This window comes from Janthinobacterium sp. 78 (assembly GCF_003096775.1).
Classification (GTDB): domain Bacteria; phylum Pseudomonadota; class Gammaproteobacteria; order Burkholderiales; family Burkholderiaceae_D; genus Janthinobacterium; species Janthinobacterium tructae.
Map to the genome: position 1 here is coordinate 2,207,622 of NZ_QENT01000001.1, position 13,443 is coordinate 2,221,064.

A 13,443-nucleotide genomic window follows, 5' to 3' on the forward strand; every position below is an offset into this window, starting at 1 on the left:
GCGGGCGCAAGCGTGCTGCGATCAGGCGCCGCTTGTGCCCGAGATGCCCGTCAATTGTTCGCGCCAGCCCAGTCCGGCCACGGTATCGCCCGCAGGACGGTATTCGCAGCCGACCCAGCCAGCGTAGCCGACCTGGTCCAGCAGCTTGAACAGATGGCGATAGTTGATTTCGCCCGTGCCCGGTTCGTGGCGGCCCGGCGTGTCGGCGATCTGGATGTGGCGGATCAGGGGCAGCAGGGCACGGATGGTGTTGCTCAGTTCGCCCTCCATGCGCTGCATGTGATAGATGTCGTATTGCAGGAAAATATTGCTGCGCTGGCAGTCGGCGATGATGTCGGCCGCTTGCTGACTATGGTTCAGAAAGTAAGCGGGCATGTCGTAGCGGTTGATCGGCTCGATCAGCACGTGGATGCCGTGCGGCTGGCAGGCGTCGGCGGCATATTGCAGGTTGCCGATCAGGCTTTGCCGCGCCCGTTCCAGGCTCATGCCGGGTGGCACGATGCCGGACATGCAGTGCAGCTGTTTCGCGCCCAGCGCCAGCGCGTAGTTGAGCGCCAATTGCACATTGCTGCGGAATTCTTCGCCCCGGCGCGGATCGCAGGCGATGCCCCGTTCGCCGTGGTCCCAGTCGCCGGGTGGAAAATTGAAGACTGCCAGCTGCAGATGGTGGCGTTCCAGCCGCATGGCGATCTGTTGCGCCTCGACGGCATAGGGAAACAGGAATTCGACGGCATCGAAGCCCGCTTCCCTGGCGGCGGCAAAGCGGTCCAGGAAGGGCAGTTCGGTAAACATCATGCTGAGGTTGGCAGCGAAGTTCGGCATGGCAGCACGCAGGTGAGGATGATGGGCTCTATCCTAGCCCAAATCGGCAATCGGTGGCGTGCATAAAAAAACCGTTCCAGAAACAAGTCCTGGAACGGTTTTTATTGCTGCAATACGCGCTTACCAGCGTGTATTAGCGACCGCGGCCGCCGGAGCGATGCGAAGCCGCCGAACGCGGCGCATTGCCGGAACGGTTGCCGCCGCCACCACCGCCGCCCGCCGGGCCGGCGCTGCGTGGCTTGGCACCGCTACCGCCGGTTTTCACGCGCACCACGGCGCCCGCTGGCGCGCGGCTGTTGTTGCGGTGACCGCCGGTGCCGCTGCGCAATTGCACAGGCTGGGCGCGGGCGTTCAGGTCTGGCTCGAAGCCTGCGATGACTTCGCGCGGCAGGGTTTGCTTGATCAGCTTTTCGATGTCTTTCAACATTTCGTGCTCATCCACGCAGACCAGCGACACGGCTTCGCCCTTGGCGCCGGCACGGCCCGTACGGCCGATACGGTGCACATAGTCTTCCGGGATGTTCGGCAAGTCGTAGTTGACGACGTGCGGCAACTGGTCGATATCGATACCGCGCGCGGCGATGTCGGTGGCGACCAGCACTTGCAGGGTGCCATCCTTGAACTCGGACAGGGCGCGCGTGCGCGCCGACTGGCTCTTGTTGCCGTGGATGGCCAGGGCGCCGATGCCGTCCGCGCCCAGTTGCTCGACCAGTTTATTCGCGCCATGCTTGGTGCGCGTAAATACCAGTACTTGCGTCCAGTTATTCGACTTGATCAGGTAGGACAGCATCGGGTGCTTCTTGTCGCGGTCGACCGGATGGATCTTTTGCTGGATCACTTCCACGGTCGAATTGCGGCGCGCTACTTCGATCATGGCTGGTTTGTTCAGCAAGCCGTCGGCCAGGGCCTTGATCTCTTCCGAGAACGTGGCCGAGAACAGCAGGTTCTGGCGTTTCGGCGGCAGCACGGCCAGCACTTTCTTGATGTCGCGGATGAAACCCATGTCGAGCATGCGGTCGGCTTCGTCCAGAATCAGGATTTCCACTTTCGACAGGTCAACCGTGCCCTGGCCCATGTGGTCCAGCAGGCGGCCCGGCGTGGCGACGAGCACGTCGACGCCGTGTTTGAGCTGCTTGATTTGCGGGTTGATGCCGACGCCGCCGAAGATCACGGTCGAGTTCAGCTTGGTGTATTTGCCGTAGGTGCGCACGCTTTCCTCGACCTGCGCGGCGAGTTCGCGCGTCGGTGCCAGGATCAGGGCGCGGATCGGGCGCGTGGACGTGTTGCTGGTGATGGCTGCGCCATTCGCGTCAGTCGACAGGCGGTGCAGCAAGGGCAGGGTGAAGCCGGCCGTCTTGCCGGTACCGGTTTGTGCGCCGGCCAGCAAATCGCCGCCAGCCAGCACGGCGGGAATCGCCTGCGTCTGGATCGGGGTCGGCACGGTGTAGCCGTGTTCGGTAACGGCACGTACGATAGCGTCGGACAATCCGAGGGAGGAAAAGGACATGGTAACTTTATTGTGAGATCGGCCTGTCGCCATCGGGGGGCGCCAGTCGCAGGCAATCAGATTAGGGGTCGAAAGACAGCGGCAAGGGGACTGGTCATATGTGCCGCACACGCGAAGTATAACAGCATGGCAAAAACGCGCCTGTTTTGTTTCAGCTTTGCAATGTCGCAAGTAAAGAAAAGGGAGGGCTGGCGCGCCTCCCCTTGTTGCTGGTCATGCCATGGCGCTTAGTCGTCGATCTCGTCGACGGCGTAGCGCACGCCATGGGCATCGAGCCAGGCGCGCACGGTCTCCAGGCCGTGCCACGGATCCGGGCGCAGGTGCTGGCATATATACAGGCCGGCATCCGTCAGCCGGATATCGGTCTCTGGCATGGCGCTGCCGGGTGCGCACGGCGCCTGCGGCAGCGCCGCCAGTAGTTGCGCGATGTGCTGGCGTTGGTCCTGCGCCAGGCTGGCCGTGATCCTGAATTCAAATCCCATGTTCTTCCCCTTGTGCGTATGTCGGTGGTCTATTCTATATCATCGAAAAAATTGACTATAACTTTGTATTCTTTCCGTTTTTGTTTTCGTTTTTGTGCATGCATACTGCATGGCACTGGCCCGGCACGCACAGCTTCGCAGCATATCAGGAGCAGAAGCGCCATGCAGTACCATCTTTTTTCATATTCAATTATTTTCACCAAGGAAAACATCATGCCTATCGCCACCGCCCAAGCCGCCCAAAAACTGCTGACCCCGAACGACCACACCCTGATCATGATCGACCACCAGTCGCAGATGGCGTTCGCAACCCGCTCCATCGATCTGGCCCTGTTGCGCAACAATGCGGCCCTGGTGGCCAAGGCGGCGTTTGAGTTCAAGGTGCCGACGATTTTGACGACGGTAGCCGCCAAATCCTTCTCCGGCCCCATTTTCGATGAAATCCAGTCCGTCTTCCCGGACCAGGCGCCGATCGACCGCACCACGATGAACACCTGGGAAGATGCGCGCATCGCCGACAAGGTGAATGGCTACGGCAAGGGCAAGATCGTGCTGGCCGGTCTGTGGACCTCCGTCTGCATCGTCGGCCCCGCGCTGTCGGCGCTGGAGCAGGGTTTTGACGTCTACGTGATCGCCGACGCCAGCGGCGACGTCTCCGATGAAGCCCATGCGATGGCCATGCAGCGCATGATACAGGCGGGCGCGCAGCCGCTGACGTCCGTGCAATACTTGCTCGAATTGCAGCGCGACTGGGCCCGTGGCGAGACCTACAACGAGACGGTGGCGACGGCCGTGGCACACGGCGGCGGCTACGGCCTGGGCCTGATCTACGCCAAATCCATGTTCAACGCCAGCGAAGGCCATTGAGATTTCATCGATGTATCGTCCAACACCTGATTCAGGAGAAGCAGCATGAGCGCAAGCATCATATTACTCAATGGCCGTTTCCACACGGTTGACCGGACGCAGCCGCTGGCGTCCGCCGTCGCCATCGCCGATGGCAAATTTCTCGCCGTGGGCGACGTGGAATACGTGATGCGCCATCGCGGTCCGGCCACGCAGCTGATCGACCTGGCTGGCCGCACGGTGATTCCCGGCCTGAACGACTCGCACCTGCACCTGATCCGGGGCGGCTTGAACTACAACCTGGAATTGCGATGGGAAGGCGTGCCTTCGCTGGCCGACGCCTTGCGCCTGCTCAAGGAACAAGCCTTGCGTACGCCGAATCCGCAATGGGTGCGCGTGGTGGGCGGCTGGACCGAATTCCAGTTCGCGGAAAAACGCATGCCGACGCTCGACGAAATCAACGCGGCCGCGCCCGATACCCCCGTCTTCATCCTGCACCTGTACGACCGCGCCCTGCTCAACCGCGCCGCCCTGCGCGCCGTCGGCTACGATAAAAATACGCCGAACCCGCCCGGCGGCGAAATCGTGCGCGACGCTGCCGGCAACCCGACCGGCTTGCTGATCGCCCGGCCGAACGCCATGATTTTATATGCGACCCTGGCAAAAGGCCCGAAGCTGCCGCTGGAATGGCAAGTCAATTCCACGCGCCAGTTCATGCGCGAACTGAACCGGCTCGGCATCACCAGCGCCATCGACGCGGGCGGCGGCTTCCAGAATTATCCCGAGGATTACGCCGTCGTCGATGAGCTGGCGCAAAAAGAGCAGCTGACCATCCGCATCGCCTACAACCTGTTCACGCAAAACAAGGGCGCGGAACTGCAGGACTTCCAGAAGTGGACCGGCATGGTCAAACCGGGCGACGGCACGGATTACTATCGCCATAACGGCGCTGGCGAAATGCTGGTGTTTTCCGCTGCCGACTTCGAGGATTTCCTCGAGCCGCGTCCCGAGCTGGCGGCCGGCATGGAAGACGAGCTGGAAAAGGTCGTGCGCCACCTGGTCGAGCAGCGCTGGCCGTTCCGCCTGCACGCCACCTATGACGAATCGATCAGCCGCATGCTTGACGTGTTCGAAAAGGTCAACCGCGACACGCCGTTCGGCGGCTTGCACTGGCTGTTCGACCACGCGGAAACCATCAGCCCGAAAAACATCGACCGCGTCAGGGCGCTGGGCGGCGGCATCGCCATCCAGCACCGCATGGCTTTCCAGGGCGAATATTTCGTCGAGCGCTATGGCGCCAACGCAGCCAAGGCCACGCCGCCCGTGCAGCGCATGCTGGACGCGGGTGTACCGGTCGGCGGCGGCACGGATGCCACGCGGGTGGCCAGCTACAACCCGTGGACGGCGCTGTACTGGCTGGTGTCGGGACGCACCGTGGGCGGCCTGGCCCTGACGGAGGCGGCGGGCAGATTGTCGCGCGACACGGCGCTGGAACTGTGGACGGCGGGCAGCGCCTGGTTTTCCAGCGAGCAAGGCAAAAAGGGGCGCATCCGCGCGGGCATGCTGGCCGACCTTGCCGTACTGTCGGCCGATTATTTCGCCGTGCCGGAAGAGGCGATCAAGTCCATCGACTCCGTGCTGACCATGGTGGGCGGCAAGATCGTCTACGGACAGGCAGAATTTGCGACCCTGGCGCCGCCTTTGATTCCCGTGCTGCCCGAGTGGTCGCCCGTGCGCACGGTGCCGGGCCACTACCGTCCTGCGGCCAGGCCGGCGCAAGCCCTGCTGCCGCACCAGTGCGCGGGCGCCTGCGGCGTGCACGCGCATGCCCACGACCGGGCGCGCAAGTCGGCCGTGCCGATTTCCGACTTTTCCGGCTTCTGGGGCACCTTGGGCTGCAGCTGCTTTGCCTTCTAGCAGATGGCCAGGCTTTATTTGGAAATACGCAAAATGGCCGAGGCGAGGCGCGTAAAGCAGGGGCTCAGGTCGCTTTCCGTGGCCGCATAGCAGTACAGGCCCACGGGTTCGGTCGGCTTGCGGCAGCGCACTGGCGCATCGGCCGTATTGGCCATGCAGCGCAGCAAGTCTTCGCCCACCTCGTTGTCCGGGCCTTCCTTGGCCTTCAGTCCCGCGCCCATGCCCAGGGTAAATATGTAGGTGTTTTCCAGGCGCGACTTGCTTGCCATCGCTTCGGGCAAGTTGCGCGCTGCACGGTGCACATTGTCGTATTGGAGCGTGCGTGTGGAAATGTCTGCAGTCACCTTGCGCGGCGTATTGGTCAAGATGGGAAATTCCCCTGGCGCCGCGGCATCGGCCTGGGCCTTGGTTTGGTGGGCGTTATACCAGGCAGGCAGCTTGTTGATCAGGCTAGCCGCGCACCAGTTGGAGGGAAGACTTTGCGAGGCAGCATCAATGCGATACAGCCCGCTCGTTGCCCTGCCGCTGGAGGGCCGCGTGGCGGAGACGGCCAGCGCCCCGGCCTCCGTGCAGTTGCCGCTGGTGGCGGGGAAAAAATACGAGGACAAGGCAGTGGGCGCACCGTCGGAAAAGAAGACGATGACGCGCAGGCTGGAGCGGTCGGACTGGCTGATGCCATTGAGCTGTTCGCGTGCCCGCCACATGCCTTCCGAGTAATTCGTATTGCCGCTAAAACTGTAGTTGTCGATCGCAGTGCTCGCTTGCGTGCGGTTGAAGCCCCGGTCGAGCTTCTTGATCGGCAGGTCGATGACGGTGCCGCTGGAAAAATGCAGCAAGCCGATCCGGTCCACGGTGGAATTGAATTTATTCAGGAATGACTTGCCGGCGGCCCGCACGGCGGCCGCATTGCTGGACAGCGACCCCGACGTATCCATTACCAGCACCATGTCCAGGTCCTTGCGGATGGTTTGCGCGCTGGCGGCCACGTTCAGGGTTTTGAAGCCGAGTATGCCCATCAGCGAGACGGGCATCGAGGCGGTGGCCGAGACGTCGATGGTGACGGTGCCCCTGTCGAAAACCACGCCGACGGGATTGAGTACGGGCGTGGAGAGCAGGAATTTGTCGGGATAGTTGATGTTAAAAAATTCCTTGGCCGATTGGCGCGCGTTGGCCGCCTGCGCTGCCTGTGTGTCGCCCAGGGTCACGCCGCGCGCCGCCGCCAGGCTGGCCGAGTCGACGGCCGCATTGAGCTTGGCCTTGACGAAGTAGCCGAGCGCCGAATCGATGGCCAGGCCCGCCGAGGCGATCAGGACGACGGCCGACAGCGCCACCATGATCAGCACTTGGCCGCTTTGCCGCTTGTGTGGAATGCGCATCAGAATACCGTCATCGAATTAAGGTCGGGGCCCAGGATGGGCGTCGTGCTGTTGCCAATTTTCAATGTGCCGAACAGCATGTCGAAATTATAGAAAGTCTCCACGGCGTAGATCAGTTCGCCATCGGACAGCTGGCCCGACATCAGTGACACTGCGGGGGCACTGTCGGCCTTGGCGATATTGGTGCACGTGCCATTGCTCCAGCTGCCGCAGCGCCACACCTGGCTGGCGGGCAGGTAGCCGCTCACTTTCGCGCCGGCGTCCCAGCGGTACTGTTCCAGCACGATATTGCGCAAGCCGCTCTTCGCCGTGTAGCCCATGATCTTGGTGATATAGATCATGCCACGCTTGTTCATGTCCAGCGGCGGCGTGCTGGCGGCCAGCGCATCCATGATGCTCTGGCCCGAGCCGCTCAGGTCGGTGGTCGAGCGCGAGGCCAGGTTGGCGCCCTCGCGGCTGATGTTGAGCAGGATGATCTTGGCCTGGATGGCGCGCGACAGGTCGACCACCATGAACAGCAGCACGGCCAGCAGTGGCAGCACGATGGCAAATTCCACGGCGGCGATGCCGCGCGCGGCACGCTGTGGCAGAGGGCGCGAGCGGTGGCGCATCATAAGCCGCCAAAGCTTTCATTGCGCATGGTGGCGGCGACGACGTTGGACGATTTGCCGTCCTTGTAGAAAGCGGCCATCATCGGCGTGGCGAATTTCCAGTTGTATGCGACGGAGATGACGACGATATCGCCGCTGTTGCCGAACATGCCGGCACTGGTGCCGCTGGTGCCGTTCACCGTGATGACGGGATTGACCTTGTCGTAGATGCCCATCGAACTATCCTTCATTTTTTGAATGACGGCCTGGTAGCGCTGCTGGTTGCTGCTGGCGGGATCGAGATCCTTGTTGCCCGTCACGGCATAGCGCGCGCCTTCGCGTACCGCATGCTGCATGGTGAGATTGGCGAAATACGCCATGCTCAGTTCAATCATGCCGATCATCAGCAGCAGGAAAGCCGGTGCGATGATGGCGAACTCGACGATGGCGGAGCCGCATTGCCTGAATCTGCCTTGCGGGGGGCGGAGGGATTTGGCCTGGTTGAGCATCATGTCTGGTATCCGTATCAAGGCGCGCGCCGGCATCGGTGTGATGGTGGGCCTGTCGCCCATGGGGCGGGCTTCATTGTAGCTTGCTTCGAGTGCGCAAGGTTGGCACTAAAGTGCATATAAATCAAGTTTCTTGTAATAAATGTAGTTAATTGAATACGCCATACCCCTGAGTAAGGTTCCTGAGAGTAAGATGCGGAGGCTTAAGAAATTAAAAAATAATCAACCATTGTCCTGTCGACCCAGCCGATGGTGTTTTTGAAAAGTGAATAAATCAGCATGCTGCAACAGCAACAACTGCACGAGGAACCGAATGCCGATACGGCATTGCCATTGGTCGATCAGGCAGATTTGGTCATGATCTCTGGCATGCGCCTGCTGCTGTCGGTGACGGCGCTATTAACGCTGATCATCAACCCCGGCAAGCTGGGTGTGCCGAATCAGCTGGCCTGGTTGATCCTGTGTTCGTATGTGCTGCATAGCGCAGTACTGTTTGTTTTTCTTTATTTCAAGCATCCGGTGGTGCATGGCAAGCTGATATCCTGGCTGGACGTGCTGTGGTGCGGGCTGATCGTGTATGGCACCGGCGGTGCCGAAAGCTATTTTTTCCCTTTCTTTTTCTTCGTCATCCTGGCGGCGGCGTTTCAGCGCGGACTCGATGAAGGTGCGCGCATCACGCTCGCCTCCTGTGTTCTGCTGGTGCTGGCATCGGTGGCGTCGACCCCTGAACTGATCATTTCGCACCTGTTGCTGCGTACGACCTTTGTCATGGCGCTCGGCTACATGATTGCGTACTGGGGCGGCCTGGGGCTGTTGCAGAAGCGCCGCCTGGCGCTGTTGCGCGAGGTCAGCCAGCAATCGAATCCCCGCTTTGGCGTCGACCATACGGTGGCGTCGGTCTTGCAGAAAGCGCGAGTTTTTTTTGACGCCAGCAGCTGTATCCTGGTCATGCGCGAGGGCGATGCGGCGCAGTGGCAGTTGCGTACGGCGCTCGAAGAGAAAGGCGGACACGCGGGGCGTGTCAGCCAGCTGAGCGAAGCGGCAGTGGCGCCGCTGATGGTGTTCAATGCCAGCCAGAGCGTGCTGTACGCGCCGTCCTTGCGCGCGCGCCTGGGGCTGGCGAGCGTGCTCACGGGAGTCGAACGCGGCAGTGTGAAATGGCAGCGGCTCGATGCGGATGGGCCGCAGGGCACGGCGCTGGCCGAACTGCTCGATGCGCGCTCCTTCATCAGCGTGCCCCTGCCTTTGCATAAGGGACTGGGCCGCATCTACGTGATCTCCGCGAAGAACCGGCTGACCCGGGCCGACGCCAGATTCCTGCTGCATATCGTGGCGCAAGTGTTCCCCCTGATTGAAAACATCGCCATTCTCGACAAGCTGGCCTCCGGCGCGGCGTACCGCGAGCGGCAAAAGATTGCGCGCGACTTGCACGATTCGACCATCCAGCCGTATATCGGCCTGCGCCATGGCTTGAGCGCCTTGCGCGCCAAGGTGGCCACCGACAGCCCTTTGCTGGCCGATCTCGACAAGCTGATCGACATGAGTGGCCAGGTGATTGGCGACCTGCGCCGGATGGCGCAGACGGTGCGCGGCGGCGCGGAGCGGGAACAGGTGACCTTGCTGGTGGCGTTGCGGCGCCAGGCGGAACAGCTCAAGAAGTTTTTTGGCATCACGATCGAGATCGTCTCGGACAGTGCGTTTGATCTCAGTGACCGGCTGGCAGCCGAAGTGTTCCAGATCGTCAATGAAGGCATGAGCAATATCCGCAAGCACACCACCGCCCGCGAGGGCCGTGTGACACTCGTTTGCGATGCGCATGCCTTGTCGATATCGATAGAGAATGCGGGCGAAACGTCGTCCCGCGCCGAGTTCATGCCTGCCTCCATTGCTGAACGCGCCATGGCGCTGGGCGGTAGGGTGCAGGTCAGCCAAGGCGCTGATGGCGCCACCGCCGTGCATATTGAAATTCCAGTCTGACGGCAAGAACGTCACGGCTGACCCGTTAAAGGCCATCGTATGTCAAGTTTGCATCCTATCCGCGTCATGCTGGTTGATGATCATAAAACCATGTTGTGGGGACTGGAAAAACTGCTGGAAGAGGCGCAGCCGGCAATGCTGGTCGTCGCCAGCACCAGCACGATAGGCCGCGCGCTGGAGCTGGCCGAGAGCTTGCGCCCCGATATTGTCGTGCTGGACGTGGACCTCGCCGGCGTGTGTTCCGTCGACTTCGTCCCCGCGCTGCTGGCCAATGGCGTCACGCGGGCGGTGATGTTCAGCGGCACGCGCGACCAGGAGGTGCTGGGCCGCGCCGTGCGCAGCGGCGCGCGCGGCGTGATCGGCAAGGAGGCGGCGGCGGAGCAGGTGATCGATACCATTGCCAGGGTACATCGGGGCGAATTGTGCCTGGACCAGGCCTTGCTGGGCAGTCTGCTGGGAGCGCTGATCAAGCCGGCGCCCATGCCGGCGCCGCCCGATCCCGAAATGGCGCGCATTGCCCTGCTGACCCTCAAGGAACGCAAGATAGTCGCCATGATGGTCGAAGGCAATGGGGCACTCAACAAGACCATCGCGCAGCGCGCTTTCATTTCCGAGCAAACCTTGCGCAATCACTTGACATCGATTTACAGCAAGCTGGACGTTGCCAACCGCCTGGAGCTGTATGTGTACGCGGTGAAGAACGGGCTGGCGGCGCCCCAGGAATGCTGATGCCAGTACAAATGTACTGCTGCCGTGTAGGAAAATAGGCTCTTTTGTACCGGCAACAAAATGACTTTTGTCTGATTGGTATCAATGTGTATTTCCATACAATACCTTTATCAGCAATCGGTGATCGTCGCTGAGTTAGTCAGATTGAAAATGCGAACGGTGACAGGAGCTGGAAATGCGCTTGAACGATGGTGGGACGGGTGAGCTTGCGTATTTCTTGCAAGATCAAAGTGGTAACTCATTTTTCGAACATGCTTTGCTGCTGTCGCTGATGGCCGTGGTGTTCCTGCTTGCGTTGCTGGCCATCTGCAAGGGTTCATAAGTGAGCAATTTACTGCTTGTATCAGCAGTCCCATATGACGTTGTTAACACTTACTCTGAATGGATTAATCATGAATTTCATCAAAAACTTTATCGCTGAAGAAGATGGCGTGACCGCAATTGAATACGGCCTGATCGCCGCGCTGATCGCTGTTGCAATCGTTGGCGTCGTAACTACCGTGGGCACCGATCTGGGTAAGGTGTTTGAAAAAATATCGACCAGTCTGAAGTAAGCGGCCTCGTAATCGCCACGTGTGCAATGGTGTCGCCCCCCCCCCTTTCGGGCGCGCGCCGATGGTGGCCCGGATTTGCTGCATGGCGCCGGGCCATTGTTGTTTGTACCGAATCCTTGTCCTTCCTGCGCCGGATAATCTATGTACACCGATCTTTTCCTGAGCTGGTCGCCGGCAGTCCTGCTGGCCGGCTTGCTGCTGCTGGCCGTGTACCACGACGTGCGCAGCCGCCGCATTCCAAATCGCCTGGTGTTTTCAGGCGCGCTGGCAGGACTGTTGCTCAACGCCGTATTGCCGGTCGGTGCAGGCCTGTTGACGGCCACGCCCGGCGCGCTCGGCTTCTGGCCAGCCCTGGGCGGCCTGGCCCTGGGCCTGTCGCTGCTGATGCCGATGTACGCGATCAAGGCGCTGGGCGCCGGCGACGTGAAACTGATGGCGATGGTGGGCGCTTTTGTCGGCCCGCAGACCGTCTTCTTTTGCTTGCTGGCCAGCCTGCTCGCGGGCGGCGTGCTGGCGCTGGCCGTGGCGGCGTTCCACGGCACGCTGCGCCAGGTGGCGAGCAACAGCTATCACCTGGTGCTGAATAGCCTGATGCGCGCCATCGCTACGCAACGGCCCGATATCGATGCGCTTGCCAAGCCCAGCGGCCAGTTGCCGTATGCCATCGCCATAGCCAGCGGTACCTTGTTGTATCTGCTGCTGGCCGCCGGTGGCCAGCTGGGAAAGTTCGCATGATCCCTGGCGTCTTCAGTACCTGTGTCCATGCCTGCTGATCTGCTTGCCGCGCCGGCGGCCATGCGTGCTCCGCGCACCGTCGAAGAGACGGGCTTGCCCTTCTTTTTCCTGGTCGAATTGCTGGTGAAGGTGCTGTTCCAGCGGGGACAGCTGCACCTGCCCGAGCTGGCCAGCTACGTCAAGCTGGGCCTGGGCGTGATCGATCCCGTCATGGTCTTCATGCGGCAGGAAAAAATGTGCGAAGTCATGCGCCGCGGCGCTAGCGGCACAGATGCCGACATTCACTACCAGTTGACGGACAGCGGCCGCCAGCGCGCCCTCGAGTGCCTGGCGCGCAATGCCTATGCGGGCCCATGCCCCGTGCCGCTGGCCGCCTACAATGCGCAGGTGGCGGCGCAAAGCGTGGCCAACATGCATGTCACGCGCCCGCAGGTACAGGCCAGCTTCGACGGCGTGGTGGTCAACCAGGCCGTGCTCGACCAGCTGGGCGCGGCCATGAATTCCGGGCGCGCCATTTTCATTTACGGTGCCGCCGGCAGCGGCAAGACGTATCTGGCCGAACGCTTGCAAGACTTGCTGCAAGGGGCCATTGCCTTGCCTTACGCCATCATGGTCGATGGCGAAGTCGTGCCCTTTTATGACCCGGTGCTGCATTTGCCGGCGGCGCAGCAGCCGGAAGCGCCGGCCGGCATCGAGCGCGCCGTGCAGCTCGACGCGCGCTGGGTGCGCGGCGTGCGCCGTCCGGCCGTGCTCACCGGCGGCGAGCTGACCCTGGAAATGCTGGACCTGCGCTTCGACAGCGTGACGCGTTTATACCGCGCGCCGCCGCACCTGAAGGCCAACAACGGCATTTTCATCATCGACGACCTGGGGCGCCAGCGCTGTTCGCCGCTGGAGCTGATGAACCGCTGGATCGTGCCGATGGACCGCGCCATCGATTACCTGTCGCTGCACAACGGCCACACCTTCCAGGTGCCGTTCGACGTGGTGGTGGTGTTTTCCTCGAATTTCCTGCCCGAGCGCTTGTCGGATGCGGCCTTCCTGCGCCGCCTGGGCTACAAGATCGAAGTGCCGGCACTCAGCGCAGCGCATTACGAAACCGTGTTTCGCCAGACTTGCTCCGCCTATGGTGTGGAGTTCGACGCCGCCGCCTTTGCCTTCCTGCTGCAGCGCCATGCGCGCGGCGCGACGCCCTTGCTGGCCTGCTATCCGCGCGACCTGCTGCGCCAGGTGCGCGACCTGGCCCGCTACGAGGGCACGGCGGTGCAACTGAATGAGCAGGTGCTGGACTGGGCCTGGAATAATTATTTTGCCGGCGCGAATCAGCGCCATGGCGCTGATGACATGGCCGTGCAAGAGCGGCGTGAACCGAAATCAAGCTGAAGTCAGAGGAAAAACG

At 61.7% G+C, this 13,443-nt stretch carries 14 protein-coding genes; 8 read left to right on the top strand and 6 right to left on the bottom strand.

Annotated elements, in window-relative coordinates:
* Window positions 1-21: 21 nt before the first annotated feature.
* The 3 genes from otnI to C8C92_RS09940 all read right to left on the bottom strand — a co-directional run bounded on the left by otnI (window position 22) and on the right by C8C92_RS09940 (window position 2,811).
* Window positions 22-822 carry a 2-oxo-tetronate isomerase gene (otnI, locus tag C8C92_RS09930; protein WP_116743677.1) on the bottom strand — a complete coding sequence of 267 codons (801 nt, stop codon included), beginning with the start codon at window positions 820-822 and terminating at the stop codon, window positions 22-24.
* Between the two features lie 133 nt (window positions 823-955).
* The gene (locus tag C8C92_RS09935; RefSeq protein WP_116743678.1) at window positions 956-2,329 is read right to left on the bottom strand and encodes a DEAD/DEAH box helicase; all 1,374 of its coding nucleotides are present in this window, start codon (window positions 2,327-2,329) and stop codon (window positions 956-958) included.
* 227 nt (window positions 2,330-2,556) lie between these two features.
* A complete protein-coding gene (locus tag C8C92_RS09940) occupies window positions 2,557-2,811 on the bottom strand; it encodes a hypothetical protein (RefSeq protein ID WP_116743679.1) in 255 nt (84 codons plus the stop codon).
* A gap of 213 nt (window positions 2,812-3,024) precedes the next feature.
* Between C8C92_RS09940 and C8C92_RS09945 the strand changes: the two genes are divergently transcribed.
* Together C8C92_RS09945 and C8C92_RS09950 are read left to right on the top strand one after the other, a co-directional pair.
* Window positions 3,025-3,678, top strand: coding sequence for a hydrolase (locus C8C92_RS09945; RefSeq protein WP_116745909.1), 654 nt, complete (start codon window positions 3,025-3,027; stop codon window positions 3,676-3,678).
* Window positions 3,679-3,723: 45 nt separating this feature from the next.
* Window positions 3,724-5,574 (top strand): amidohydrolase, encoded by a 1,851-nt coding sequence (locus C8C92_RS09950; protein WP_116743680.1) that lies wholly within the window; start codon window positions 3,724-3,726, stop codon window positions 5,572-5,574.
* A gap of 14 nt (window positions 5,575-5,588) precedes the next feature.
* Here C8C92_RS09950 and C8C92_RS09955 read toward each other — a convergent pair whose 3' ends face one another.
* From C8C92_RS09955 to C8C92_RS09965, 3 genes are read right to left on the bottom strand one after another with little or no spacing between them, the layout of a single operon-like run.
* Complete coding sequence (locus C8C92_RS09955) at window positions 5,589-6,950, bottom strand: VWA domain-containing protein (RefSeq protein WP_116743681.1); 1,362 nt, start codon at window positions 6,948-6,950, stop codon at window positions 5,589-5,591.
* On the bottom strand, window positions 6,950-7,564 hold the full coding sequence (locus C8C92_RS09960) for a TadE/TadG family type IV pilus assembly protein (RefSeq protein ID WP_243420162.1): 615 nt from the start codon (window positions 7,562-7,564) through the stop codon (window positions 6,950-6,952). The genes C8C92_RS09955 and C8C92_RS09960 overlap by 1 nt, the downstream gene beginning before the upstream one ends.
* The gene (locus C8C92_RS09965; RefSeq protein WP_243420163.1) at window positions 7,561-8,112 is read right to left on the bottom strand and encodes a TadE/TadG family type IV pilus assembly protein; all 552 of its coding nucleotides are present in this window, start codon (window positions 8,110-8,112) and stop codon (window positions 7,561-7,563) included. Before C8C92_RS09965 ends, C8C92_RS09960 begins: the two co-directional genes overlap by 4 nt.
* 216 nt (window positions 8,113-8,328) lie before the next feature.
* On the opposite strand from C8C92_RS09965, the gene C8C92_RS09970 reads away from it, so the two are divergent.
* From C8C92_RS09970 to C8C92_RS09990, 6 genes are all read left to right on the top strand, one after another.
* Entirely contained in the window at window positions 8,329-10,026 is a 1,698-nt protein-coding gene (locus C8C92_RS09970) for a histidine kinase (RefSeq protein WP_116743682.1), read from the top strand.
* Window positions 10,027-10,065: 39 nt separating this feature from the next.
* Window positions 10,066-10,755 carry a response regulator transcription factor gene (locus C8C92_RS09975; protein ID WP_243420164.1) on the top strand — a complete coding sequence of 230 codons (690 nt, stop codon included), beginning with the start codon at window positions 10,066-10,068 and terminating at the stop codon, window positions 10,753-10,755.
* A gap of 175 nt (window positions 10,756-10,930) precedes the next feature.
* Complete coding sequence (locus C8C92_RS27440) at window positions 10,931-11,077, top strand: hypothetical protein (RefSeq protein WP_165829357.1); 147 nt, start codon at window positions 10,931-10,933, stop codon at window positions 11,075-11,077.
* Window positions 11,078-11,147: 70 nt separating this feature from the next.
* Window positions 11,148-11,309, top strand: a complete 162-nt coding sequence (locus tag C8C92_RS09980) for a Flp family type IVb pilin (RefSeq protein ID WP_116743684.1) — start codon at window positions 11,148-11,150, stop codon at window positions 11,307-11,309.
* 141 nt (window positions 11,310-11,450) lie between these two features.
* Window positions 11,451-12,044, top strand: coding sequence for a prepilin peptidase (locus C8C92_RS09985; RefSeq protein ID WP_243420165.1), 594 nt, complete (start codon window positions 11,451-11,453; stop codon window positions 12,042-12,044).
* A gap of 27 nt (window positions 12,045-12,071) precedes the next feature.
* Window positions 12,072-13,427, top strand: coding sequence for an ATP-binding protein (locus tag C8C92_RS09990; RefSeq protein WP_207780989.1), 1,356 nt, complete (start codon window positions 12,072-12,074; stop codon window positions 13,425-13,427).
* The last annotated feature ends 16 nt before the right edge of the window (window positions 13,428-13,443 follow it).